Consider the following 24256-nt stretch of genomic DNA (forward strand, 5'->3'; position numbering starts at 1 on the left):
CGGGACGCACGACGGCCGGGTTCGCGATCGCGAACCCGGCCGTCGTCTGCTCCGCCCGTCGAGGACGGGGGCTCAGGCGGTGTCGAAGCGCCGCCCCTCGGGCGAGGACGGCAGGAGCGCGAGGACCAGCACGACGAGCCCGCCGATCGAGGGGACCAGCAGGAGCAGGCACAGCAGCCCCGAGAGGTTCGCGTCGTGCAGACGACGGCACATGAGCGCGATGATCGGCACGATCAGGGCCAGGGTGACGAGCGCCATCAGGACGAGGCCGATCACGACGACGGGCCAGGTCGGCGCGTGGATGATGCCGGGCGCGGTCTCGTAGACGATCTCGTTGCCGTTGGCGTCATAGCCGAGCGAGGTCTCGGTCATGTGGTTGTTGGCCCACACGGCGCTCGTGATGATGCCGATCATGAACACGACCCACGGCACGAGCTCGATGAGCACGATCGCGAGGTAGGCCCACCAGAACTCCGAGCGCGAGGCGCGTCCGGTGAAGGCCGCGTACTTGCGCAGGAAGCACCTGACGGCGGTGCCGAACCGGGCGCCGTAGCGGGGGGCGGGAGAGGTCCTGAGGGTCGGTCGCGCCGCCGAGCAGGGCGGTCGCGTCGCCGGCGGGCGGGGGTGCGGAGGTCATGTCGTCTCCTGGGGAGGGGTGGGGGGAGGGGATGCCGCGGGGCGGCGTCGGCACTGTAGGCGACGTCGCCCCTGCGCGACAGGCCCGCTCGGCCGATGGTCACGGCCGGACGGGGCGGGGCGGTCTCAGGCGAGGTAGTCGACGTCCCGGGTCTCGCGTCCGATCACGACCGCGCCGAGGGTGAGCAGGGCGGCCACGAGCAGGTACACGCCCACGAGCCACAGCGAGCCGTCGAGCGCCTGCCACAGCGCCACGAGGGTGATGGGGGCCGGTCCCGCGCCGATTACCGAGGCCATGTTGTAGCTGATGGCGCTGCCGGTGTACCGCACGTCGGCGGGGAACATCTCGGGCAGGTAGGCGGCCATCGGGCCGAACGTGAGCCCCATCAGGGTGAAGCCGACGATGAGCACCGCCATCACGCCCGGCGTGCCGAGGTGGATGAGCGGCTCGATCAGCAGCGCGTACACGCCGATTCCGGCCGTCACCACGATCAGGTACGGGCGGCGGCCGGCGCGGTCGGCGAGCGGGCCCGAGACGAGCGTGAAGACGCCGAAGAAGACGACCCCGATGATCAGCATGGTGAGGAACTCGGGGCGGGCGTAGCCCAGACCCGGTGCGAAGGTCGAGGGGTCGAAGGCCTTGCCGGCGCTCTCGGCGGCGGCGCGCGCGGCCTCGACGCTCGAGGCCGTGGTGCCGAAGACCATGAGGAACGCGGTCATCATGTAGAAGAGGACGTAGGTCGCGATCATGGCCACGGTCGCGAGGATCAGCGGGCGCCACGAGGTGCGGAACACGCGGGCGAGCGGCACGGCGGCGACGCGCTGCTCGTCGATCACGCGCTGGAAGGCGGGGGTCTCCATGAGCTTCAGGCGCACCCACAGCCCGACGACCACGAGGATCGCCGAGAGCAGGAAGGGCACGCGCCAGCCCCACGAGGTGAACTGCGCGTCGCTGAGCACGAGGCTCATGACGACGAACAGGATGTTGGACAGGATGAAGCCGATGGGGGCGCCGAGCTGGGGGAACGTGCCGTAGAGGGCTCGTTTGCCCGCCGGCGCGTTCTCGGTGGCGAGCAGGGCGGCGCCGGACCACTCGCCGCCCAGGCCCACGCCCTGGCAGAACCGCAGCAGCACGAGCAGCGCGGGGGCGAGGAACGCGAAGCCGGGCACCGAGGCCGTGGGCAGCAGCCCGATGATGAAGGTCGCGACGCCCATCACGAGCAGGCTCGCCACGAGGGTGCGCTTGCGGCCGATGCGGTCGCCGAAGTGGCCGAAGAGGATCGAGCCGATGGGCCTCGCGACGAAGGCGACGCCGAAGACGGCGAAGGAGCTCAGCAGCTGGTTGGCCGGGGTGGCGGTGGGGAAGAACAGGGCGGGGAAGACGAGCGAGGCCGCGGTCGCGTACGCGTAGAAGTCGAAGAACTCGATCGTGGTGCCGATCATCGACGCCACGATCACGCGTCCGCGCGTGTTCGCGGGGGCCCCGGCGGGGGCGCCGCCCTGGGTCAGGGGAGAGGTGTCGGGGAGGGAGGTCACGGGACGATCCTAGACCTGCGTCCCGCATCGTGGACATTTTTCCGCATCATGAGACTCCGGGTGGCTCCCCGGACGCGGCCCTCGCCGGTCGCGACGGGTCTGGTTCAATGGCCCCGAGCACCGACGGCCCGAGTCCCGAGACGCGTCCCGATCCCCGGCGCGGGTGCCCGACCCCCTGGAGGAACCCGTGGATCCGACCGTCCTGCTCGCTCTCGTGATCGCCGCGGCGGCGGTGGTCGTGGTGCTGATCATCGTGATCGCCCTCGTGCGCAGCTATCGCATCGCCGCCCCCAACGAGGCGCTCATCATCACCGGGCGCAACGCCAAGGCGGGCGACGTCGACCTCGAGTCGGGCGGGGCGCGCGTGGTCATCGGGGGCCGCGCGATCGTGCGCCCCATCTTCGACCGCGCGTTCGTGATGAGCCTGTCCTCGCGCCAGATCCAGGTGGAGATCGAGGGCTACTCCAAGAACGGCATCTTCGTGCGCCTGCGCGGCGTCGCACAGGTCAAGGTCGGCGGCAACGTCGACGACGTGCGCAAGGCCTCCCAGCGCTTCCTCGACCAGCAGGGCCAGATCGACCACTACTCCCAGGAGATCCTCTCGGGCACGCTCCGCGCGGTCGTGGGCACCCTGACCGTCGAGCAGATCATCCAGGACCGCGCCTCCTTCGCCGCCCAGGTGCAGGAGGAGGCCGAGCACTCGATGAACAACCAGGGCCTCGTGATCGACACCTTCCAGATCAGCGCGGTCGAGGACGACGGCACCTATCTGCGCGACTGGGGCCGCCCCGAGGCGGCGCTCGTGGCCAAGCGCGCGGCGATCGCCGAGTCCGACGCCAACCGCGAGGCCACCCAGGCGCGCAACATCAACCTCCAGCGCGAGGCCGAGTCCAAGCAGGAGCTCGACCTGCGCCAGGCCGAGATCAAGGAGCAGACCGACGCGCGCCAGGCGACCGCCGACGCCTCGGGACCGCTCGCCCGTGCCGCCCAGCAGCAGCGGATCATCGAGCAGGAGGAGCTCATCGCGATCCGCAACAACGACCTGCGCGAGAAGCAGCTGATCGCCGAGGTCCACAAGCCGGCCGAGGCCAAGCGCTATGCCGAGCAGCAGGATGCCGACTCCAAGAAGTATGCGCGCGTGGCCGACTCCGAGGCCGCCCTCACCGACGAGCGCAACCGCGCCGAGGCCCGCAAGGTCACGTCCCAGTCCGAGGCCTTCGCGATCGAGGCCCGCGGCCGCGCCGAGGCCGATGTCGAGCTCCAGCGCCGCTCGAAGGACGCCGAGGCCGCCCGCCTCGAGGGGCAGGCCGCGGCCGATGCGCTGCGCGCCCAGGGTGAGGCCGAGGGCGCGTCGATCCGCGCCAAGGGCGACGCCGAGGCCGAGTCGACGCGTGCCAAGGCCGAGGCCTACAAGGAGTTCAACGAGGCCGCGATCCTCTCCCAGCTGCTCGAGACGCTCCCCCAGGTGGCTCGCGAGCTCGCCTCCCCGTATGCCAACATCGACTCGCTCTCGGTGGTCTCCTCCGACGGCGAGGCCAAGATCGGCCGGAACATCTCGGCCGGTCTCGCGCAGGTGCTCGACATGGTCCGCTCGACCACGGGCGTGGACTTCCACGACATGCTCCAGCGCGCCGCCCAGGGCTCCGCCGCGGCAGGCTCCTCCCAGGGGTCGGCGTCCTCGGCGAGCGCGCCGTCCACCGCGCTCGCCGACACCACCGCGCAGGACTGACGGACGTGCGAGCGCAGCAGACCTTTGTCCCTCGTCACAGCCCTGAGCTTCCGTAGAGTGAGCGAGGCCGCCCGGCCCTGACCCCAAGGAGTCCTTGATGAAGATCGCCATGCTCACCTCGGGCGGGGACTGCCCCGGCCTGAACGCCGTCATCCGTGGCGCCGTGCTCAAGGGCGACAAGACGTACGAGGACGAGTTCGTCGGCTTCCTGGACGGCTGGCGGGGCGCGATCGACGACGAGATCCTGCCGATCCCCCGCCGCAAGGTGCGCGGCCTGAGCCGCCTGGGCGGCACGATCCTGGGCTCCTCGCGCGCCAACCCGTTCCACGACGGCGGCGACGGGGTGGCGCTCGTGCGCGAGACGATGGAGCGCCACGACATCGAGGCGATCATCGCGATCGGCGGCGACGGCACGCTCTACACCGCCAACCGGCTGTTCCAGGGCGGCATCCCCGTGGTCGGCGTACCCAAGACCGTCGACAACGACCTCGACGCGACCGACTACACGTTCGGCTTCAACACGGCCGTGGAGATCGCGACCGAGAGCCTCGACCGGCTGCGGATCACGGGCGAGTCCCACCACCGCTGCATGGTCGCCGAGGTGATGGGCCGCAGCGTCGGCTGGATCGCGCTGCACTCGGGCATGGCGGCCGGCGCGCACGTCATCTGCATCCCCGAGTTCCCGCTCACGATCGACGAGATCTGCGACTACGTGCGCATGACGTGGGACCGTCGCCGGGCCCCGCTCGTCGTGGTCGCCGAGGGCTTCGTGCCCAAGGACGCCCCCGAGGGCTTCATGAACTACGACCTCGACGAGTTCGGCCGCCCCCGCTTCGGAGGGATCGCGCAGGCTCTCGCGCCCGTCATCGAGAAACGGCTCGGCATCGAGACCCGCGCGACCGTGCTCGGCCACATCCAGCGCGGCGGCGAGCCCACCGGCTACGACCGCGTGCTCGCGACCCGCTTCGGCATGGCCGTCGTGGACCTCGTGCATCGCGGCGGCATGGGCCACATGGTCGCCCTGCGCGGCACCGAGATCGTGGACGTGCCGCTCACCGAGGCGATCGACAACTCCAAGCGCGTCACCCGGGACCGCTGGGAGGAGGCGCGCACGCTGTTCGGGTGATGGCCGGGGCGGACAGCCGTGCTGCGAGCGCGCACCGACGCCCGGAGGCCCACACCCTGCCGTCGCGCCGATCCCCCGGTCCGGCGCCCCCCGGCCCCCTATCCCCCGGTCCGGCGCCCCCCGGTCCCCGGTCCCCGAGGCATTGCCACAGCACGGCACACATCAGCCGCGATAGGTGCCGTGAGCGGGCGCTCGGCCCAGCGACGCGTCGACCCCGTGAGGCACAGCCCGACCACGCACCCGTCCGGGCTCGACCGCCACAGCACGACACGTATCAGCCGCGATAGGTGCCGTGAGCGGGCGCTCGGCCCGGCGATGGGGTCGGCGACGAGCCCGCTGATGTGCCCGACGTGCCCGCGTCGCCTGCCGCGTCCGGGTCACGGCACGGGCCGGGGCCTCCCGTCAGCGCTCGGCGCCGATGTCGCCGAGCAGGGCGCGCGCGTACGAGGCGTGCACCGACTCCTCGTCGGAGGGGTGGTACATGCCCGCGCGCACGTCTCGGGAGAGCCGCTCGAGCTCGCGGCCGCGGAAGAACTGTGCGCCGCCGCTCGCGCGCAGCGCCTGGTCGACGGCCGCCATCGCGGTCTCCGTGGCCCGGGCCTTCACGCCCGAGAACTGCAGGAACCAGCGCGCGCCGTGATCGGTCGCTGAGGGCACGGGCTCCGCGGCGCCCATGGCGTCGAGGTCCGCGGTGAGCGCGTCGATCTGGAGCACGGAGCCGTCGAGCGCGATCGCGGCGTCGGCGATCCGCCACCGGATGTCGGGGTCGTCGGCGTGCACGAGGCCCCTCGTCGCGCTGCGGCGGGTGCCCGCGATGTCGACCGCGACCTGCACGGCGCGCTCGGCGACCCCCGTGTAGACCGCGGCGAGCAGCAGCTCGAAGGCACCGAAGACGCCGAACAGGAAGGGGTCCGGGTTCGGGCCCACGGGCGTCGTGGTCACGACCCGCCCTGCCGTGAGCGGCGCGTCCGTCAGGCGCGTCGTGCACGACTGCGAGGCGCGCATGCCGTGGGTGTCCCAGTCGTCGGCGACGCGCACGTGCTCGTCCCGCTCGAGCACGCCGAACACGAGGGCGTCGTCCCCGTCGGCACCGGCCGCGGCGACCTTGCCGTGGGTGACCAGGCGGGTCCACGCGGGCGAGAGCGAGGTGAAGATCTTGGTGCCCGTGAGCGCGTAGCCGCCGCGGCCGTCGGGCTCGGCCGTGGTCGCGGCGTCGAACAGCATCGCGTCGTTGCCCGCCTCGGAGATGCCGAACGCGAACAGCTCCCCCGCCGCGGCCTCCTCGAGGATCGGACGGGCCGCGTCGAGCCCGCGGCGGGCGGCGACGAGCGCCGCCCCCGTGACGACGAGGTGCATGTTGACCCCGAGCGCCGTGGCCGGGGCGGCGCCGGCCAGGCGGCGCTGGAGGCGGGAGGCCTGCCGGAGGGTGCCGCCGAGGCCGCCGAGCTCGGTGGGCACGAGCAGGCGCAGATACCCGAGCTCGCGCAGATCGGCGAGGTCCTCGTCGAAGAAGCGGTTGTCCCGGTCGTAGCCCGCGGCGCGCTCGCGGAACGTGTCGAGCAGCGCGTCGGGCAGGAGGTCGGCGGGCTCGAGGGAGACGGAGGGATCGGGGGCGGACGCACCGGCGGCAGACATGCGCTCACGCTACCGTGGCCCCACGGTCCGCATCGTCCCGCCTCCGATAGTCTTGACGTCGAGAGATCTCCCGGTGTGTCGAGGGCGGACCCGGGCGCGCGCCCCGCGCCGTCCGCCCCAGCCACCCGACGAGCGACCCGACCCCGACCGAGGAGCGCTGCGACCATGTCGACTGCCGATTCGCGCATCATCTACACCCACACCGACGAGGCGCCCATGCTGGCCACCGCCTCCTTCCTGCCGATCCTCGAGGCGTTCGCCTCGACCGCCGGGATCCACGTCGAGACCCGCGACATCTCCCTCGCGGGCCGCATCGTCGCCGCCTTCTCGGACCTCCTGCCCGAGGACCAGCGGGAGGCCGACGCCCTCGCCGAGCTCGGCGAGCTGGCCAAGACGCCCGAGGCCAACATCATCAAGCTGCCCAACATCTCCGCCTCGGTGCCGCAGCTCAAGGCCGCGATCGCCGAGCTGCAGGGCCTGGGCATCGCCCTGCCGGACTACCCCGAGTCGCCCTCGACCGACGAGGAGCGCGACGTGCGCGCCCGCTACGACGCGGTCAAGGGCTCGGCCGTGAACCCGGTGCTGCGCGAGGGCAACTCCGACCGCCGGGCGCCCCAGGCCGTCAAGAACTTCGCCCGGAAGCACCCGCACCGCATGGGGGCGTGGAGCGCGGACTCGAAGACGTCCGTCGCGACGATGGGCCACGACGACTTCCGCAGCAACGAGCAGAGCGTCGTGATGGAGCAGGACGACACCCTGTCGATCGTCGAGGTCCTCGCCGACGGCTCCGAGACGGTGCTGAAGCAGGCGATCCCGGTGCTCGCGGGTGAGGTCGTGGACTCCACGACGATGTCGGCGAGCGCGCTCGACCGCTTCCTGGCCGAGCAGATCGCGGCCGCCCAGGAGCGCGGTGTGCTGTTCTCGGTGCACCTCAAGGCCACGATGATGAAGGTCTCCGACCCGATCCTCTTCGGCCACGTCGTGCGTGCCTTCTTCCCCGACGTGTTCGCGCGCTACGGCGAGCAGCTCGCCGCCGCCGGCCTCTCGGCCAACAACGGCCTGGGCGGCATCCTCGCGGGGCTCGACGCGCTCGACCCGGAGACCGCCCAGGGCGTGCGCGAGGGCATCGAGCGGGGCCTCGCCGAGGGCCCCGAGCTCGCGATGGTCAACTCCGACAAGGGCATCACCAACCTGCACGTGCCCAGCGACGTCATCATCGACGCATCGATGCCCGCCATGATCCGCACCTCGGGCCATATGTGGGGCCCCGACGGCGGCGAGCACGACACCCTCGCCGTCATCCCCGACTCCTCGTACGCGGGCGTGTACGCCGCGACGATCGAGGACTGCATCGCCCACGGTGCCTTCGACCCGACCACGATGGGCACCGTGCCCAACGTCGGGCTCATGGCCCAGAAGGCCGAGGAGTACGGCTCCCACGACAAGACCTTCGAGATCGCCGAGGCGGGCCGGGTCGAGGTCCGCTCCTCGGGCGGCCAGGTCCTCATGAGCCACGACGTCGCCCCCGGCGACGTGTTCCGCGCGTGCCAGGCCAAGGACGCCCCGATCCGCGACTGGGTCTCCCTCGCCGTCTCGCGCTCGCGCCTGTCGGGCATGCCGGCCGTGTTCTGGCTCGACGAGACCCGCGCGCATGACCGCAACCTCATCGCCAAGGTCACCGCATACCTCGCCGAGGAGGACACCGACGGGCTCGACCTGCGGATCCTCGCCCCGGCCGAGGCCACGACCCACACCCTCGAGCGGGTGCGCCGCGGCGAGGACACCATCTCCGTGACCGGCAACGTGCTGCGCGACTACCTCACCGACCTGTTCCCGATCATGGAGCTGGGCACGAGCGCCAAGATGCTCTCGGTGGTGCCGCTCATGGCCGGCGGCGGCCTGTTCGAGACCGGGGCGGGCGGCAGCGCCCCCAAGCACGTCCAGCAGCTCATCGAGGAGGACTACCTGCGGTGGGACTCCCTCGGCGAGTTCCTCGCCCTCGCGGAGTCGCTGCGCCACCTTGCGCGGACCACCGACAACGCGCGCGCCGCCGTGATCGCCGACGCCCTCGATCGCGCGACCGAGACCCTGCTCAACGAGGGCAAGTCGCCCCAGCGCCGGCTCGGCACGATCGACAACCGCGGCAGCCACTTCTACCTCGCGCTGTACTGGGCCCAGGAGCTCGCCCGGCAGACCGAGGACGCCGAGCTCGCCGCGGCCTTCGCGCCGCTGGCCCAGGAGCTCGCCGACGACGAGGAGACGATCGCCGCGGAGCTGCTGGCCGTGCAGGGAAGGAGGGCCGACATCGGCGGCTACTACCGCCCGGACCCGGCCCGCACCGCCGCGGTCATGCGCCCCTCGGCGACGCTGAACCGGATCATCGACGAGATCGGCGAGGCCCTCTGAGGTCCCGACCCGTGCTCGTCTGACCGTCCGTCTGCCCCGTCGCCCTCCGGCGCCGGGGCAGACCTCGTCCTCACCCCAGGAGCTCTCGTGCCCGCAGTCGCCTCGCCCCTCGACGGGACCGAGCTGGTCTACGACGTCCGCGGCGAGGGCGCGCCCGTCGTGCTCCTGCACGGCTCGGTGCTCTCGCGGGCGATCTGGCGTGGCCTCGGCTACCTCGGGCCCCTCGCCGCCGAGCACACCGTGGTGCGGATGGACCTGCGCGGTCACGGCCGCTCGGGCGCGCCCCACGACCCCGCCGCGTACACCCAGGAGCGCTTCGGTTCCGACCTGCTGGCCGTGCTCGACGCGGCGGGTCTCGAGCGGGCGGCCCTCGTGGGCTACTCGCTCGGGGCGCGCATCGCGCTGACCGCGGCGCTGCGCCGGCCGGATCGGGTGACGGGGATCGTGAGCCTCGGGGGCAGCGCCGCCGCCCAGCACGGACAGGTCGACTCCGTGTTCTTCCCCGGCGTGGTCGAGACCATCGCCGGCCGCGGCATGGAGGGGTTCTGCGCGGCGCAGGGGCTGGGCCCGGACGTCTCCGACCGGCGGGACGCCGCGACCCGCCAGGCCTTCCTCGCCGCCGACCCGCAGGCGATGGCGGCCCTGTTCAGGGCGACCGATGCGACGGCCGGCATCCCCGAGGACCGGCTCGCGGCGTGCGAGGTGCCCGCGCTGTGGATGGCCGGCGACCTCGACCATCCGCGCCTCGAGGAGTCGCGGCACGCGGCCGCCGTCATGCCGCATGCCCGCTTCGTCGCGCTCCCGGGGCGCACGCACGGGCGGACGCTCTCCCCCGCCGGCCCCGTGCTCGCAGAGATCCTGCCGTTCCTGCGGCAGCTCTGATCCCCGCCCGCGGCGCGTGCCGCGGGACGCGCCGTCACACGAGCTGGCGGGCCAGGGCCACGAGCGCGACCACCACGATCACCGCGCGCAGGGCGTTCTCGGGCAGTCGCTTGGCGACATGGGTGCCGGCGTAGCCGCCGATCAGGGAGCCGATCGCGATCGCGATGCTGCCGCTCCAGACCACCTCCGCGCCGAGCGCGAGATGCGCGACCAGGTAGACCACGGCGGCGGTGACGTTGACGATGAGGGCCAGCAGGTTCTTCACGGCGTTCACGCTCTTCATGGGTCGTCCCGTGAAGGCGCCGAGGATGCCGAGGTACAGGATCCCCTGGGCCGCGGTGAAGAAGCCCCCGTACAGGGAGGCGCCCGCCATCGAGGTGAGCAGCCCCGGCGAGCGGTACACACGTCCCGGCGGGGCGTCCGTCGCGTCAGGCCGCGCCGCCGCGCGCCGCACCCGGCGGGCGGTGATCGCCGCGGTGATGCGTCGCTGGAAGACGACCAGCAGAAGGGCCACCACGATCAGCAGCGGGACGACGAACTCGAGCGCGCCGCCGGGGACCGCGAGCAGCAGGCACGACCCGGCCGCGGCGAACACGAGCGTCGTGGCCAGCAGCGGGCCCAGGCGGTTGGTGCGCTCGGCGGCGATCTCGCGCCGGTAGCCGACCACCGAGCCGATCGTCGAGAACATCATGCCGATGGTGTTGGTGCGCACGGCCGTGCCGGGGGCGATGCCGACCGCGAGCAGCACCGGCAGCGTCAGCAAAGAGCCCGAGCCGACCGCGGCGTTGATCATCCCGGCGAGCACCCCCATCACGAGGAGGAACGCCAGGGCTCCCAGAGCCACCCCGCTCAGTCCCCCGTCAGCACATCGGCGAGCACGCGGCCGTTGGAGTGCTCGGGGTCCTTCGAGCCGACGAGCAGCACGAGCGTGCCCGAATCCGTCTCCCGTGCCCGGCGGCGCAGGCGCTCGGCCGCCCCGGACTGCTCGAGCTCGGCCCGGTAGCGCTCCGCGAACTCCTCGAAGCCGATCTCCTCGTGGTGGAAGGCGCGGCGCAGCTCCTCCGAGGGCGCCGCCTCCTTGTCCCACTCGGCGCCGGCCAGGCGCTCCTTCTTCACGCCCCGCGGCCACAGCCGGTCCACGAGCACCCAGGTCTCGCCCGCGGGCGGTGCCTCGTCGACCACGTCGTAGACGCGCGCGAGGCGGACGTCCGGGGTCGTCGCGCCCGTCATCGCAGGGCGGCGAGCGCGGCGTCGTAGTCGGGCTCGTGGGACATCTCGTCGACCAGCTGGGAGTGCAGCACCGTGCCCTCGCCGTCGATCACGACGACGCTGCGCGCGAGCAGGCCGGCGGTGGGACCGTCGGTCATCGTCACGCCGTAGTCCTCGCCGAAGGCCGTGCGGAACGCCGAGCCCATCACGACGTTCTCGATGCCCTCGGCGCCGCAGAAGCGCGCCTGGGCGAACGGCAGGTCGCGCGAGGCGCAGACGACGACCGTGTTCTCGAGCGTCGCGGCGAGCTCGTTGAAGCGGCGCACGCTCAGGGCGCAGGTCCCGGTGTCGACCGACGGGAAGATGTTCAGCACGATCCGCCGGCCCGGGAAGTCCGCGCTGCGCACGGGCGACAGGTCGACGCCGACGAGGTCGACGGCGGGAGCGGCGGTGCCCGGGGCGGGCAGCTCGCCGACGGTGTGGACGGGGGTTCCCTTGAACGCGGTGGTAGCCATGACCTCATCCTCGCCCTCGGGCGGCTCCCGGGACAACCGCAGGCCACCGCCGGGACGGCGCCTGCTTGACGGGAGGCGCGGGGATGAGGAGGGTCGGAGCATGACCACCGCGATCGTCAACGCCCACATCCACGCCGTCTCCGCCCCCGCCGTCGACGGGACCGTCCTGCTCGAGGACGGCCGCATCCGCGCCGTCGGGCGCGACGTGACGGTCCCCGAGGGAGCCGAGGTGATCGACGCCGCGGGCGGCTGGCTGGTGCCCGGCTTCGTCGACGCGCACGTGCATCTGGGCATCCACGAGGAGGGCGAGGGCTGGGCCGGCGACGACACCAACGAGCGCACCGATCCGGTGATGGCGGCGGCTCGAGCGCTTGACGCGATCAACCCGGCCGACCGGGGCTTCGAGGACGCCCTGCGCGGCGGCGTCACCACGGTGAACGTCAATCCCGGTTCGGCGAACCCCATTGGCGGTCTCGCCGTCGCGCTGCACACCCACGGCCGAGTGGTCGACGAGATGGTGCTGCGCTCGCCGTCCGGCCTCAAGTCGGCCCTCGGCGAGAACCCCAAGCGGGTGCACGGCGAGGCCAAGCGGACGCCGTCGACGCGGCTGGGGACCGCGCTCGTGATCCGCACCGCGCTCGCGAAGGCCCGCGAGTGGATGGCCAAGGAGCCCGAGGACCGGCCCGTCGACCTGGTCTCCGAGGCGCTCGCGCGCGTGCTGTCCCACGAGATCCCGTGGCGCCAGCACTGCCATCGCGCCGACGACATCGCGACCGCCCTGCGCCTGGCCGACGAGTTCGGCTACGACCTCGTGCTCGACCACGGCACCGAGGCCTACCGGATCGCCGACGTGGTGGCCGAGCACGGCGTGCCCGTGCTGTACGGGCCGCTCATCATCACCCGGACGAAGATCGAGACGAGGGAGCGCAGCGCCCAGGCCCCCGGCATCCTGACCCGGGCGGGGGTCAAGGTCTCGATCATCACCGACCACCCCGTGGTCCCGATCGACTTCCTGGTGCACGAGGCCTCCCTCGCGATGAAGGAGGGCCTGGACCACGACGACGCGATCCGCGCGATCACGCTCAACCCTGCGGAGGTGCTCGGCCTCGACGCGCGGATCGGCTCGATCGAGGTGGGCAAGGACGCCGACGTGGTGCTGTGGGAGGGCGATCCCCTCGACACGCGCAACCGGGCGCTGCGGGTGTGGATCGGCGGCGACGAGGTGATGCGATACGACGCCGAGGCGCGCGCCTGCGTGATCGCGGACCGCTGACGGGCCGGCCCCGGGGCGCCACTGCAGCGGCGACGCGCTGACCGCTCGGTCCTCGGCGCCTGTGCGACGCAGCTCACGTACGTTACGGTCGAGGCAGGCGGAGTCACGTCGCACGACCCCGCCCGCGGGTCGTGCCCGGCGCCGGATCCGCATCGGCCCCCAGGAAGGGAATGACCATGACGTATCAGGGCAGCATCCAGGATCTGCAGGTCGCCGAGGTCGTCGACTCCGCGGGCGACAAGGTCGGCAGGGTCGGCCAGGTCTACCTCACCAACGACAGCCAGGAGCCGTCGTGGGTCACCGTCAACACGGGCCTCTTCGGGACCAAGGAGACGTTCATCCCGCTCGCCGAGGCGAGCTACGCCGACGGCGTCATCACCGTCCCGTACGAGAAGTCGTTCATCAAGGACGCGCCGCACGTGGACGAGGACGGCGAGATCTCCCGCGAGGAGGAGGACGAGCTCTACCGCTACTACGGCGTCCAGGAGGCGAGCGCGGACGTCGCCGACGAGGCGCCCGCCGCCGAGCAGACGGCCGGTGACGCCGAGACCGTCTCCCCGCAGGCCCCGGCCGCGGACGACGAGGGGACCACGGCCCCCGAGGAGGACCCGGCCGGGCAGGCGCCCGATGTCGCCGAGGACGCGGCCGCACGCGAGGAGGCCGACGAGCTCCCGGCAGGGCATCACCTTCCTCTCGCGGCTCGGCTGGAGGCTGTCCGGCGGCGAGCTGACGGAGAACCGTCTGGTCCGTGACCTCGGCGGGCACCTGGAGGCGTTCGCCTTCGCGACACGCCCGAAGAAGGTCGTCGATGCCCTGGTGCGCGCCGGTGCCCCCGGCGCCGAGCAGGTCCCCGCCCGCGCGCTCCCGCCCGGCAGGCTCTCCGGCGCTCCCGGCTCCCTGCCCGACGAGGTGCCGGGCTGGCCCCGGCCCCTGACGTGAGCCCGTGCGCCGGAGGCGGAACGGCCGTCATCAGTCGACCGTGACCTGGCCGGAGTCGACGTCGACGGTGACCTCCTTCTCGACACCCTGCTGGGCGATGTCGAACTGGTACTCGCGACGGCCGTCGTCTCCCTCGAGCTTCCAGCCGCGCAGCTCGCCGTCCCGGGCGGCGAGGGCCTTCTCGAGCGCGGCGTCGTAGGTCATGGGCTGAGTGAGGTCGATGGCCTGCTCCCGGTCGTCGGTGCGGTCCTGCTCCTCGCGCACCACGTCGCCCGTGATCGCGTCGATCAACACGTCTGGTCGGTGCCGTCGACGAGCACCGAGACCTCCCACTGCCACGTCTCGGTGCGGTTGTAGTCCAGCTCGACGGCGTGCACGGTGCCGTCGCCGGCCGTGTCCGTCGCGGTCGCGATCGCCTGCTCGGGCGTCACGGGGAAGGCCGCGGTGCGCAGATCGGTGTCCTGCCCGGGCTGCTCGGTGAGGGCCTGCAGGCTGCTCGGGACGGTCCCGGAGCCGCCGTCGCTCGGAGCAGGACCGCTCGAGCCGCCGCCGTCGCTCGGGGCGGGCACGGTGGCGGCCGGACCTGCCGAGGGGACCTCGGCGTCGTCGGCGCCGGAGGTGCAGGATGCGAGGCCGCCCAGGGCGAGCAGGCCGATCGCGGGCGGGAGGACGGCATGGCGCACGAGGGTGCGGCGCAGCGTGGGGATCATGGGGTCGCTCCTGTCGTCGGCCGTGGTGCACGACGCGCGGGCACGGCCGTTCCGTAGGGCCCCGCCTCGGCGTCGCGGCACCGGGGTCGTCCCCGTCGACCCTAGCGCGGGGCCACGGGCGCCGCTGTCGGCAGTCCCACCGGATGACCTTCGTCCTTCCCCTGCGGCGCGCGCGTGCGTAGCGTGGGATCACTGGGCCCAGACGGGCCTCCCGATGAGACCGAGGAGCAGCATGTCGTCCACGAGCACATCCCCCACTCCCGTCGCACCCTGGCCCGACGGGGCCGCCACTCCCCTCGGCGAGGAGCAGGCGGCCCTCATGGACCAGTGGTGGCGCGCCGCCAACTACCTGTCGGTCGGGCAGATCTACCTCAAGGACAACCCGTTGCTGCGCGAGCCGCTCCAGCGCGAGCACATCAAGGCGCGCCTGCTGGGCCACTGGGGCACGACGCCGGGGCTGAACTTCCTGTACGCCCACGCCAACCGCGCCATCACGGACCGCGGCCTGCACGCCATGTTCGTCACGGGGCCCGGGCACGGCGGCCCCGGCCTCGTCGCCTCGACCTACCTCGAGGGCACGTACTCGGAGATCTATCCGAACGTCTCGGAGGACCTGCACGGCCTGAAGCGCCTGTTCACCCAGTTCTCCTTCCCCGGCGGCATCCCCTCGCACGTCGCTCCCGAGACCCCCGGCTCGATCCACGAGGGCGGCGAGCTCGGCTACGCCCTCTCCCACGCCTACGGGGCGATGTTCGACAACCCCGAGCAGATCGCGTTCACGGTCGTCGGCGACGGCGAGGCCGAGAGCGGGCCGCTCGCCACGTCATGGCACTCCAACAAGTTCCTCAACCCGCACACCGACGGCGTCGTGCTGCCGATCCTGCACCTGAACGGCTACAAGATCGCCAACCCGACGGTGCTCGCCCGCATCGGCGACGAGCAGCTCGGCGACCTCATGCGCGGATACGGGCACGAGCCGATCTTCTTCACGGCCGGCTTCGACGACGAGGACCGGGTCTCGGTGCACCAGCGCTTCGCCGCGGTGCTCGACGAGGCCCTCGACGCGATCGCCGACATCAAGCGGCGGGCTGCCGAGGCCGCGGAGGCGGGCGAGAGGATCGAGCGCCCCGCCTGGCCGATGATCGTCTTCCGCACCCCCAAGGGCTGGACCGGTCCGAAGGAGATCGACGGCAAGAAGGCGGAGGGCTCGTGGCGCTCCCACCAGGTGCCGCTCGCCAACGCCCGCGACACCGACGAGCATCTGCACGACCTCGATCAATGGCTGCGGTCCTACCGGCCCGAGGAGCTGTTCGACGAGGACGGCAGGATCCGTCCGGAGATCCGCGGCCTCGCTCCCGCACCCGAGCTGCGGATGTCGGCCAACCCGTCGACCAACGGCGGCGAGGTGCTCACAGCGCTGCGCCTGCCCGACTTCCGCGACTACGCCGTCGACGTCCCCTCCCCCGGCGGGTCGGTCTCCGAGCCGACCCGCGTGCTCGGGACCTGGCTGCGGGACGTCATCACCGACAACCCGCACAACTTCCGCATCTTCGGGCCCGACGAGACGGCGTCCAACCGGCTCCAGGCCGTCTACGACGTGACGGCCAAGCAGTGGAACGCCGAGTACGTGCCCGACGACGCCGACGACCCGATGGCGCCCGAGGGCCGCGTGATGGAGATGCTGTCCGAGCACCAGTGCGAGGGCTGGCTCGAGGGCTACCTGCTGACCGGGCGCCACGGCCTGTTCAACTCCTACGAGGCGTTCATCCACATCATCGACTCGATGGTCAACCAGCACGCCAAGTGGCTCAAGGTGACCAACGAGATCGAGTGGCGCCGTCCGATCGCCTCGCTCAACTACCTGCTGTCGAGCCACGTGTGGCGTCAGGACCACAACGGCTTCTCGCATCAGGATCCGGGCTTCATCGACCACATGGTCAACAAGAAGGCCGAGATCGTGCGGGTGTACCTGCCGCCGGACGCCAACACGCTGCTGTCGACGTTCGACCACTGCCTGCGGTCGCGCCAGTACGTCAACGTGGTCGTGGCCGGCAAGCAGCCCAACCCGAACTGGCTCACGATGGACGAGGCCGTCACGCATTGCACGCGCGGTCTGGGGATCTGGGACTGGGCGGGCACCGAGGTCGAGGGCACCGACCCCGACGTGGTGCTCGCGTGCGCGGGCGACATCCCCACGATCGAGGTGCTCGCCGCCGCCAAGATCCTGCGCGAGGAGGTCCCGGACCTCAAGGTGCGCGTGGTCAATGTCGTGGACCTGATGCGCCTGCAGGACGAGACCGAGCATCCGCACGGCCTCTCGCAGAAGGCGTTCGAAGGGATCTTCGGCGAGGACATCCCGGTGGTGTTCGCCTACCACGGCTACCCCTGGCTGATCCACCGTCTCGCGTACCGCCACGACCGGCACAGCCGGGTGCACGTGCGCGGCTACAAGGAGGAGGGCACCACCACCACGCCGTTCGACATGCTCATGCGCAACGACACCGACCGGTTCCACCTCGTGATGGACGTGATCGACCGGGTCGACGAGCTCGGCACGCGCTTCGCCTCCCTCCGCCAGCGGATGGAGGACGAGCGGATCCGCGCCCGCGCCTACGCGTACGCGCACGGCGAGGACCTGCCCGAGGTCTCGCAGTGGCAGTGGGACGACAACGCCGACCTGGCCGATCCGTCGGCCGGGACGATCGCCTCGCCCGCGACCGCGACCACCGGCGGGGACAACGAGTGAGGCCCTGACCGCGTGAGGCCCTGACACAGGAGGGCCCAGGCCGAGGGCCGAGGGGGCCGGGTTCCGCAGCACGCGGGGCCCGGCCCTCTCCGCGTTGCGGGAACCGGTGTAAGCGTCACTGGGCGGGACAGGACGGGGCGGAGAGGTGCCGCACGCTGACGCTGGCGCCCGCTGCCCGCCACCGGCCGGCGAATGCCAGCCGTCTGTCGGAGAATGCCACCGTACGAGACATAGATGGGCGGAGAGGCGCCGTGAGCCGGCATTCGCCCGGCGCGGCACACACCCGCCCGCCCTCAGCGCAGGCTCAGGCGGCGGATGCTCGTCCCGAGCGCAGGCTCAGGCGGCGATCAGCCAGCGCACGCTCAGGCGGCGATCTCGTCCTGGCGGCGCTGTCCGCCCGTCACGATCCAGCGCACGGCGAGCACGCCGGCGCACGCGATCAGCACGACGGAGACCCAGGCCGGCGCCCGCACCCCGAAGGTGTCGATGAGGCGGCCGCCCACGAGGGCGCCCATCGCGATCGAGAGGTTGAAGATCGTCGAGTTCAGCGCCGTCGCCGACTCCTCGTAGCGGCCCGCGTACCGGGTGACGAAGGTCTGCATGACGACCGAGATCGCCCCGCCGAACAGGCCCCACACCGCCACCAGGACCACTGCGAGCGAGGGGCCGTGGACGAGCAGCTCGATCGCGAGCAGCGCGGCGGCGATGCCGACCGAGATCGTGATGACCGCGGCACCCGGGGAGCGCCGCAGCAGCGGGGCGGCCGCGAAGTTGCCGATCAGGCCCGCGACGCCGAACACGAGCAGCATCGGTGCCACCGCGTCGACCTCGAGGCCGGCGGCCTCCTGCAGCAGGGGGCTCACGTAGCTGTAGGTCAGGAACTGTCCGGACACGAGCAGCCCTGCCATCACCACCGCGTAGCGCACGCCGCGGCGCTGGAAGGCCGCCAGCAGGTCGCCCAGATGCGTGGGCTCGTCGGCGTGCACGGGTCGGACCAGCAGCAGGACCGCCACCAGCACGAGCAGGGCGATGCCCCCGACCACCATGAACGACTCGCGCCATCCGAGCTGCGAGCCGAGCCACGAGGCGAGCGGCACGCCGAGCACGAGCGCCCCGCCCGTGCCGGCGAAGGCGACGGTGAGGGCGGCAGCCGAGCGCTCGGCAGGCACCTGGCGCACCGTGATGACGGGCATCGCCGGCCAGTACAGGCCGATCGCGATGCCCGCGAAGATGCGCGAGAACAGCAGGGAGTACATGCCGGTCGACAGCACGGAGAGGCCGCACGAGACGACGACCGCGGCGAGCGCGAGGACCAGCACGAGACGACGGTCGAGCCGACGGGTGATGACGGGCGCCACGAGCGCGATCACGGCCGCGAGCACGCCGGGCAGCGTCACGGCGAGCCCGACGACGCCGCGGCTCACGCCGAGGTCGTCGGCGATCAGGGTGAGCACGCCGATCGGCAGCTCCTCGATCGTCACGAGGGTGAAGATGCCGATGCCGATCGCGGCGACGGCCGCCCATCGGCGAAGGGGCGGGTGGAGGGTGGTGGCGTCTCTCGTCGGTGTGGCCTCGAAGGCTGCGCCGGAGGTGCTTCCGGGCTCGACGGACGTGCCGGGGGTGGTCATGGGTCTTCCTTCCGTGCTCGCGTGGACGGCGGCGGATGCCGCATCGGTGTCCCGCGCTCACGGATGCGTCGGCCTCGCACCAGGGGCAGAGCCCCGGGGGTCGACGCACCGGCCTGACCGGGCCCGTCCAGGCTAGCCCTCCCCGCCGGGCGGGGTCACGCCCTGGTGGGAGGGCTCACCGACGTATCGTGGCCGCACATCCAGCGCGAGGAGGAGCAGCCATGATCCGTCGCATCGTCCGTGTCCGCGGCCGCGTCCAGGGCGTCGGCTTCCGCATGTCCGCCGCGATGAGGGCGGAGCAGCTCGGGGTCACCGGCACCGTGCGCAACCTGTTCGACGGCACCGTCGAGGCCGACGTCGAGGGCGAGGACGACGCCGTCGAGGCGATGGTGGCGTGGCTCCGCTCGGGGCCGCCGAGCGCGGCGGTCGAGCGCGTCGACGTGCGCGAGGACACTCCGCGCGGGGCGTCCTCCTTCCGGGTGACGGGCTGATCTGCCCGTAGGATTCGGCGCACACCGATCCCGCGCCGCCCCGGCGCCCGCACCGGAGGACTCCCCTATGGCAGGTGGCCTGGCCGCCCTTCTCGACGACGTCGCCGCCCTGGCCCGCATGGCCGCCGCGAGCACCGACGACGTGGCCGCCGCCTCGGCGCGCGCGAGCGTCAAGGCGGCGGGGGTGGTCGTCGACGACGCCGCCGTCACCCCGCAGTACGTGCGCGGCATCGAGCCCCGTCGGGAGCTGCCGATCATCGGCCGGATCGCGCTCGGCTCCCTGCGCAACAAGCTGCTGATCATCCTGCCGGTCGCGCTCCTGCTGAGCCAGTTCGCCCCGTGGGCGCTCACGCCCCTGCTCATGCTCGGCGGCACCTACCTGTCCTACGAGGGCGCCGAGAAGATCTGGGAGCTGATCCGCGGCCACGCCCCCGAGCAGGCGGCGGCCGAGCAGGGGGCCGACGCCGAGAAGCGCATCGTCTCCGGCGCCGTCCGCACCGACCTCATCCTGTCCGCGGAGATCATGGTCATCTCGCTGAACGAGGTCGCGAGCGCTCCCCTCGTGCAGCGGGCCGTGATCCTGGTCGTGGTCGGCATCGTCATGACGGCGCTCGTCTACGGGGCCGTCGGCCTGCTCGTGAAGATGGACGACGTGGGCCTGGCCATGACCCGCCGCGACGCGGCCGGCGCCCAGCGGGTGGGCCGCTCGCTCGTGACGGCGATGCCGACCGTCATGACCGTCATCAGCTACGTGGGCATGGTCGCGATGCTGTGGGTGGGCGGGCACATCGTGCTCACCGGCACCCACGAGCTCGGGCTCGAGCACCCCTACGCCTGGGTCCACCACCTCGAGGAGGCCGCCGGCCACGTGGCGGGCGTCGGCGGCGTGCTCGCCTGGCTCGCCGGGACCCTGTGCTCGACCGTGGTCGGCGCGATCTGGGGCGCGCTCGTGCTCGGCATCGTGCACCTGCTGCCCATCGGACGAGGCCACGAGAAGGCCTAGTCGACCACGGCCGGTGCGTGCGGCCGGCCGCGCGCGGCGGCCGGCCCCCTGCCCGCGTCAGTCCGACTCGGCGGCCTCGTCGAGGGCGTCGGACACGCTCGTGTCGCCGTCGTTGAACGACACGATCACGCCGCCCAGGTCGCTGCGGCCGACGGCCTCGGCGATCACGAACGCGGCGTTGCCGCGGCTGACGCGCGCGGGCTTCTCGGCACCCGCGTCGATCTGGAGGCTGGGCTCCTCGAGGGTGAGGGCGCTCGGCCGCAGGATCGTCCACGCGACGCCCGTGTTGGCGAGGTGCGCATCGGCCTCGGACTTGGCCTGCGCGTACGCGTAGAACGAGTCGTCCTCGGGCACGCCGTGATCCGGCCCGGCCCCGAAGTAGGAGACCATCACGTAGCGGGAGACGCCGTTGCGTTCCGCGGCGTCCATCGAGGCGATCGCGGCGTCGCGGTCGATGGCCCACGTGCGCTGCGGATCGCCGCCCCCGGCGCCGGCAGCCCAGACGACCGCGTCCTTGCCCTCGAGCAGCCGGTCCCAGCCCGCCGCGTCGAGCGACTGGATGTCGGCGACGACCGGACGAGCGCCGGTGGCCTCCACGTCCGCCGCCTGGTCCGGATTGCGGATGACCGCGTCGACGGTGTGCCCCGCCTGCGTGAGCAGCGGCTCCGCGAGCAGCGCGACCTTGCCATGTCCTCCGATGAGTGCGATGTCCATGCCTCCACCGTGGCATCGCGGCCTGCGTTTGTCGAGGACGACGGTCCCTCGGGGCGCGACCGGTAGCCTGGCCCCACGGTGGGCGTCTCCCCAGCGCACGCGCGGCGCCCCGTCACCTCTCCCCCCGGAGGTCCTCATGCTCTCACTCGACCGCCGAGACTTCCTGCGCCTGTCGGCCGGCGCCGTCGTCACCGGGGCCGCGTTCTCGGCCTCCGTCACCACGAGCATCGCGCCGGCGCACGCCGCCGGGCCCCAGCGCGCGCGGCAGTTCCGCGCCCTGTGGATCTCCTCGGTGGCGAACATCGACTGGCCCTCCCGGACCGGGCTCTCCGCGGCGGTCCAGCGCCGCGAGTTCGAGGACTGGATGGACCTCGCCCGCTCGCTGCGGCTCAACGCCGTGATCTCGCAGGTGCGCCCGAGCGCCGACGCCTTCTGGCCCTCACCCCACGAGCCCTGGTCGCAGTACCTGACCGGGACCCAGGGCAAGGACCCGGGATACGACCCCCTCGCCGCCCAGGTCCGCGCCGCTCACGAGCGGAACCTCGAGTTCCACGCATGGTTCAACCCGTACCGGGTGTCCACGCAGTCCGATCCGAAGAAGCTCGTGGCCTCACACCCGGCGCGCACCCATCCGGACTGGGTCTTCGCCTACGGCGGCAAGCTCTACTACAACCCGGGCATCCCCGAGGTGCGCCGCTTCGTGCAGGACGCCATGATGGACGCGGTCACCCGCTACGACCTCGACGCCGTCCACTTCGACGACTACTTCTACCCCTACCCCGTCGAGGGGCAGACGGTGCCCGACCAGGCCACGTACGCCCGGTACGGCGGCGGCGCCTCGCTCGCCGACTGGCGCCGCTCGTGCATCGACACGCTCGTCGAGGAGATGCACGAGCGCATCCGCTCGGCCAAGCCCTGGGTGAAGTTCGGGATCAGCCCCTTCGGGATCTGGCGCAACCGCAGCGCGGACCCCGCCGGATCCGCGACCTCGGGCCTGCAGTCCTACGAGGCGATCAGCGCCGACTCCCGACGCTGGGTGAGACAGGGCTGGGTCGACTACATCTGCCCGCAGGTCTACTGGCAGATCGGGCTCGCCGCGGCCGACTACGCCGAGCTCGCGCGCTGGTGGGCGAGCACGGTCGAGGGCACCGACGTGGCTCTCTACATCGGCCAGGCCGCGTACAAGCTCACGAGCGGCGACTTCACCGACCGGCGGGAGCTCGTCCGTCACCAGGAGGTCAACGCCCGCTACGCGCGCATCGCGGGGGATGCGTACTTCAGCGCCTCCGACCTGAGAGCCAATCCTCGCGGCGCGATCTCCGCCCTCGTCGACGAGGCCTACCCGAGTCCCGCGATCGTGCCCGCCATCGCGCACCTGGGGGGCCGCGCCCCGCAGGCGCCGCTCGCCGTCACCGCTGCGCGCACCCGCGACGGTGTGCGCGTGCGCTGGCAGCACCCGCCCGGCTCGGCCACGTCCTATGCGATCTGGCGCCTGGACGGGACCGACACCGCGCCGGTGCGCGCGGAGGACCCGAGCCGTCTCGTGGCGACCCTCCGGGCCCGGCCGGGGCGCGCCCAGGAGTACGTGCACCGCGGCGGCAGCGGCAGCGGCTACGCCGTGACGGCGTACGACAGGACCTGGAACGCGAGCGAGCCCGCGGCCGCCCGGACGCGGTGATCCGGCTCAGGCGTTCGGGGTGACCGGTGCCTCCGCCGACCACGGGAAGACGATCCACTCGGCGGTGCGGCGCCACACGTAGTCGGGGTCGACCACCGAGGAGGGCTTGGCGTAGAGCACGGCGCTGCGTGCCTCGGCGCCCATCGTGCGCAGCAGCTCGAGCACGAGCGCGAGGGTCCGACCGGAGTCCACGACGTCGTCGACGACGAGCACGCGCTTGCCGACGATCGAGTCCGCGTCGAGCAGGGGCGCGAGCAGCACGGGATCGGGCAGGGTCTCGTGGATGTCGGTGTAGAACTCGACGTTCATCGCGTCGGAGAGCTTGACGCCGAGAGCGTACGAGAGGGACCCGGCCGGGAGCAGCCCGCCGCGCGCGACCGCGATGATGATCTCGGGGTCGAAGCGGGAGTCGGCGATCTGCTGCGCGAGTTCCCGGGAGGCCGTGCCGAACAGCTCCCAGGTCAGGACCTCCTTGGTGACGAGGTCGCTGGAATCGGCGTGATAGGCCTGGGGCATCCGAGAACTCCTGGGTCAAGGGGCGACGTGGTTCCTGCCGCGGGCACGGGGGCCGATCGGCGGGAACCCCGATGCTACCGGTCCTCTCCCCGCCCGTCCGATCCAGCCTCCGCGGCGGACGGAGCGGCAGCGGGGACCTCCTGGGCGTCGGTGGGCTTGCCGTCGGCGTCGCCCGAACAGGTCCCGGTGTCGTCTAGGTCCCGGTCTCGTCGTCGAAGTCGATGACGTGGCCCTCCGCGTCGCCGCGCACGTGCCAGTCGATGACGTCGTCCGCCGTCGCACGGCGCACCGCGCGCTCCTGGCCAGCGGCCGTGACCTGGCGCACAGGCGGATTTCGGTCCACCATAAGGAGACCGACATCCGGCGGCCGCGCCTCCGGGCGCCGCCGCGCTCGAGACCGAGGAGGTTCCCCATGCCGCAGCAGTCCTGGAGCGACAAGCGCGAGCGCCAGTACGAGCACGTCAAGGAGTCCGTCGAGGAGCAGGGTCGCTCCGAGAAGACGGCCGAGGAGATCGCGGCGCGCACCGTCAACAAGACCCGCGCCCAGGAGGGCGAGTCCGAGGAGGCGTCGTCGACCTCGACCCAGGACATGTCGCCGTCCGAGCGCGGCGGCAAGCGCTCCCACGAGGGGGCGCAGGGCCGCACCAAGGATCAGCTCTACGAGGACGCCAAGCGCCACCACATCGAGGGCCGCTCGGAGATGGACAAGTCCGAGCTGAAGGCGGCCGTGCACCGCGCCGAGAAGCGCGACTGAGCGGTCCCCGTCGTCTGCGCCGCCTCCGGACGGCGGTCGCGGCGGGCGGGCGTGTCGGTCTCGTCCCACGAGAGGGGTGCGGCGGCTGAGGAGCAGTTCGGGCGGCGGTGCTCCCGTCGGGCCCATCGAG

At 72.4% G+C, this 24256-nt stretch carries 22 protein-coding genes; 11 read left to right on the forward strand and 11 right to left on the reverse strand.

Going from position 1 to position 24256, the window contains the following annotated elements:
* Window positions 1-72: 72 nt before the first annotated feature.
* Together BRM3_RS14760 and BRM3_RS14765 are read right to left on the reverse strand one after the other, a co-directional pair.
* Window positions 73-447 (reverse strand): DUF805 domain-containing protein, encoded by a 375-nt coding sequence (locus BRM3_RS14760; RefSeq protein ID WP_263594052.1) that lies wholly within the window; start codon window positions 445-447, stop codon window positions 73-75.
* A 315-nt stretch (window positions 448-762) separates the two neighbouring features.
* Entirely contained in the window at window positions 763-2172 is a 1410-nt protein-coding gene (locus BRM3_RS14765) for an MFS transporter (RefSeq protein WP_263594053.1), read from the reverse strand.
* Between the two features lie 187 nt (window positions 2173-2359).
* On the opposite strand from BRM3_RS14765, the gene BRM3_RS14770 reads away from it, so the two are divergent.
* Together BRM3_RS14770 and BRM3_RS14775 are read left to right on the forward strand one after the other, a co-directional pair.
* Window positions 2360-3901: a flotillin family protein gene (locus tag BRM3_RS14770; RefSeq protein ID WP_263594054.1), complete on the forward strand. Its 1542-nt coding sequence runs from the start codon at window positions 2360-2362 to the stop codon at window positions 3899-3901.
* A 97-nt stretch (window positions 3902-3998) separates the two neighbouring features.
* Window positions 3999-5027 (forward strand): ATP-dependent 6-phosphofructokinase, encoded by a 1029-nt coding sequence (locus BRM3_RS14775; protein ID WP_263594055.1) that lies wholly within the window; start codon window positions 3999-4001, stop codon window positions 5025-5027.
* A gap of 402 nt (window positions 5028-5429) precedes the next feature.
* On the opposite strand, the gene BRM3_RS14780 is transcribed toward BRM3_RS14775, so the two are convergent.
* A complete protein-coding gene (locus BRM3_RS14780; protein ID WP_263594056.1) occupies window positions 5430-6662 on the reverse strand; it encodes an acyl-CoA dehydrogenase family protein in 1233 nt (410 codons plus the stop codon).
* Window positions 6663-6827: 165 nt separating this feature from the next.
* Between BRM3_RS14780 and BRM3_RS14785 the strand changes: the two genes are divergently transcribed.
* Window positions 6828-9068 (forward strand): NADP-dependent isocitrate dehydrogenase, encoded by a 2241-nt coding sequence (locus tag BRM3_RS14785; protein WP_263594057.1) that lies wholly within the window; start codon window positions 6828-6830, stop codon window positions 9066-9068.
* Between the two features lie 87 nt (window positions 9069-9155).
* The gene (locus tag BRM3_RS14790) at window positions 9156-9950 is read left to right on the forward strand and encodes an alpha/beta fold hydrolase (RefSeq protein WP_263594058.1); all 795 of its coding nucleotides are present in this window, start codon (window positions 9156-9158) and stop codon (window positions 9948-9950) included.
* 34 nt (window positions 9951-9984) lie between these two features.
* On the opposite strand, the gene BRM3_RS14795 is transcribed toward BRM3_RS14790, so the two are convergent.
* The 3 genes from BRM3_RS14795 to tpx are packed head-to-tail and all read right to left on the reverse strand — an operon-like array spanning window position 9985 to window position 11674.
* The gene (locus tag BRM3_RS14795; RefSeq protein WP_263594059.1) at window positions 9985-10794 is read right to left on the reverse strand and encodes a sulfite exporter TauE/SafE family protein; all 810 of its coding nucleotides are present in this window, start codon (window positions 10792-10794) and stop codon (window positions 9985-9987) included.
* A 5-nt stretch (window positions 10795-10799) separates the two neighbouring features.
* Window positions 10800-11180 (reverse strand): DUF488 domain-containing protein, encoded by a 381-nt coding sequence (locus BRM3_RS14800; RefSeq protein WP_263594060.1) that lies wholly within the window; start codon window positions 11178-11180, stop codon window positions 10800-10802.
* Window positions 11177-11674, reverse strand: coding sequence for a thiol peroxidase (gene tpx, locus BRM3_RS14805; RefSeq protein WP_263594061.1), 498 nt, complete (start codon window positions 11672-11674; stop codon window positions 11177-11179). The genes BRM3_RS14800 and tpx overlap by 4 nt, the downstream gene beginning before the upstream one ends.
* 100 nt (window positions 11675-11774) lie before the next feature.
* On the opposite strand from tpx, the gene BRM3_RS14810 reads away from it, so the two are divergent.
* A complete protein-coding gene (locus tag BRM3_RS14810; protein WP_263594062.1) occupies window positions 11775-12947 on the forward strand; it encodes an amidohydrolase in 1173 nt (390 codons plus the stop codon).
* Between the two features lie 170 nt (window positions 12948-13117).
* Window positions 13118-13699, forward strand: coding sequence for a PRC-barrel domain-containing protein (locus tag BRM3_RS14815; RefSeq protein ID WP_263594063.1), 582 nt, complete (start codon window positions 13118-13120; stop codon window positions 13697-13699).
* A 217-nt stretch (window positions 13700-13916) separates the two neighbouring features.
* Here the strand turns inward: BRM3_RS14815 and BRM3_RS14820 are convergent, their stop codons facing one another.
* The gene (locus BRM3_RS14820) at window positions 13917-14180 is read right to left on the reverse strand and encodes a PepSY domain-containing protein (RefSeq protein WP_263594064.1); all 264 of its coding nucleotides are present in this window, start codon (window positions 14178-14180) and stop codon (window positions 13917-13919) included.
* Window positions 14174-14596 (reverse strand): hypothetical protein, encoded by a 423-nt coding sequence (locus tag BRM3_RS14825; RefSeq protein WP_263594065.1) that lies wholly within the window; start codon window positions 14594-14596, stop codon window positions 14174-14176. Before BRM3_RS14825 ends, BRM3_RS14820 begins: the two co-directional genes overlap by 7 nt.
* Before the next feature lie 232 nt (window positions 14597-14828).
* On the opposite strand from BRM3_RS14825, the gene BRM3_RS14830 reads away from it, so the two are divergent.
* A complete protein-coding gene (locus tag BRM3_RS14830) occupies window positions 14829-17342 on the forward strand; it encodes a phosphoketolase family protein (protein ID WP_263594066.1) in 2514 nt (837 codons plus the stop codon).
* A 362-nt stretch (window positions 17343-17704) separates the two neighbouring features.
* Here BRM3_RS14830 and BRM3_RS14835 read toward each other — a convergent pair whose 3' ends face one another.
* On the reverse strand, window positions 17705-18970 hold the full coding sequence (locus BRM3_RS14835; RefSeq protein WP_263594067.1) for an MFS transporter: 1266 nt from the start codon (window positions 18968-18970) through the stop codon (window positions 17705-17707).
* Between the two features lie 221 nt (window positions 18971-19191).
* Here BRM3_RS14835 and BRM3_RS14840 point away from each other — a divergent pair, with 221 nt between their 5' ends.
* Together BRM3_RS14840 and BRM3_RS14845 are read left to right on the forward strand one after the other, a co-directional pair.
* Window positions 19192-19461, forward strand: coding sequence for an acylphosphatase (locus BRM3_RS14840; protein ID WP_263594068.1), 270 nt, complete (start codon window positions 19192-19194; stop codon window positions 19459-19461).
* Window positions 19462-19528: 67 nt separating this feature from the next.
* On the forward strand, window positions 19529-20464 hold the full coding sequence (locus tag BRM3_RS14845) for a DUF808 domain-containing protein (RefSeq protein ID WP_263594069.1): 936 nt from the start codon (window positions 19529-19531) through the stop codon (window positions 20462-20464).
* Window positions 20465-20521: 57 nt separating this feature from the next.
* Here the strand turns inward: BRM3_RS14845 and BRM3_RS14850 are convergent, their stop codons facing one another.
* The gene (locus BRM3_RS14850; protein ID WP_263594070.1) at window positions 20522-21178 is read right to left on the reverse strand and encodes an SDR family oxidoreductase; all 657 of its coding nucleotides are present in this window, start codon (window positions 21176-21178) and stop codon (window positions 20522-20524) included.
* A gap of 136 nt (window positions 21179-21314) precedes the next feature.
* Between BRM3_RS14850 and BRM3_RS14855 the strand changes: the two genes are divergently transcribed.
* Window positions 21315-22856 (forward strand): glycoside hydrolase family 10 protein, encoded by a 1542-nt coding sequence (locus tag BRM3_RS14855; RefSeq protein ID WP_263594071.1) that lies wholly within the window; start codon window positions 21315-21317, stop codon window positions 22854-22856.
* 6 nt (window positions 22857-22862) lie between these two features.
* Here the strand turns inward: BRM3_RS14855 and BRM3_RS14860 are convergent, their stop codons facing one another.
* Complete coding sequence (locus BRM3_RS14860) at window positions 22863-23372, reverse strand: phosphoribosyltransferase (protein WP_263594072.1); 510 nt, start codon at window positions 23370-23372, stop codon at window positions 22863-22865.
* Between the two features lie 412 nt (window positions 23373-23784).
* Between BRM3_RS14860 and BRM3_RS14865 the strand changes: the two genes are divergently transcribed.
* A complete protein-coding gene (locus BRM3_RS14865; protein ID WP_263594073.1) occupies window positions 23785-24126 on the forward strand; it encodes a plasmid stabilization protein in 342 nt (113 codons plus the stop codon).
* The last annotated feature ends 130 nt before the right edge of the window (window positions 24127-24256 follow it).

The sequence above is a fragment of the Brachybacterium huguangmaarense genome, from assembly GCF_025725725.1.
GTDB classification, from domain to species: domain Bacteria; phylum Actinomycetota; class Actinomycetes; order Actinomycetales; family Dermabacteraceae; genus Brachybacterium; species Brachybacterium huguangmaarense.

Coding starts and splice junctions, on each gene's coding strand:
- BRM3_RS14775 (WP_263594055.1), top strand. CDS start 3,999: ATGAAGATCGCCATGCTCACCTCGGGCGGGGACTGCCCCGGCCTGAAC.
- BRM3_RS14780 (WP_263594056.1), bottom strand. CDS start 6,662: ATGTCTGCCGCCGGTGCGTCCGCCCCCGATCCCTCCGTCTCCCTCGAG.
- BRM3_RS14785 (WP_263594057.1), top strand. CDS start 6,828: ATGTCGACTGCCGATTCGCGCATCATCTACACCCACACCGACGAGGCG.
- BRM3_RS14800 (WP_263594060.1), bottom strand. CDS start 11,180: ATGACGGGCGCGACGACCCCGGACGTCCGCCTCGCGCGCGTCTACGAC.
- tpx (WP_263594061.1), bottom strand. CDS start 11,674: ATGGCTACCACCGCGTTCAAGGGAACCCCCGTCCACACCGTCGGCGAG.
- BRM3_RS14810 (WP_263594062.1), top strand. CDS start 11,775: ATGACCACCGCGATCGTCAACGCCCACATCCACGCCGTCTCCGCCCCC.
- BRM3_RS14815 (WP_263594063.1), top strand. CDS start 13,118: ATGACCATGACGTATCAGGGCAGCATCCAGGATCTGCAGGTCGCCGAG.
- BRM3_RS14825 (WP_263594065.1), bottom strand. CDS start 14,596: ATGATCCCCACGCTGCGCCGCACCCTCGTGCGCCATGCCGTCCTCCCG.
- BRM3_RS14830 (WP_263594066.1), top strand. CDS start 14,829: ATGTCGTCCACGAGCACATCCCCCACTCCCGTCGCACCCTGGCCCGAC.
- BRM3_RS14835 (WP_263594067.1), bottom strand. CDS start 18,970: ATGACCACCCCCGGCACGTCCGTCGAGCCCGGAAGCACCTCCGGCGCA.
- BRM3_RS14840 (WP_263594068.1), top strand. CDS start 19,192: ATGATCCGTCGCATCGTCCGTGTCCGCGGCCGCGTCCAGGGCGTCGGC.
- BRM3_RS14845 (WP_263594069.1), top strand. CDS start 19,529: ATGGCAGGTGGCCTGGCCGCCCTTCTCGACGACGTCGCCGCCCTGGCC.
- BRM3_RS14850 (WP_263594070.1), bottom strand. CDS start 21,178: ATGGACATCGCACTCATCGGAGGACATGGCAAGGTCGCGCTGCTCGCG.
- BRM3_RS14855 (WP_263594071.1), top strand. CDS start 21,315: ATGCTCTCACTCGACCGCCGAGACTTCCTGCGCCTGTCGGCCGGCGCC.
- BRM3_RS14860 (WP_263594072.1), bottom strand. CDS start 23,372: ATGCCCCAGGCCTATCACGCCGATTCCAGCGACCTCGTCACCAAGGAG.
- BRM3_RS14865 (WP_263594073.1), top strand. CDS start 23,785: ATGCCGCAGCAGTCCTGGAGCGACAAGCGCGAGCGCCAGTACGAGCAC.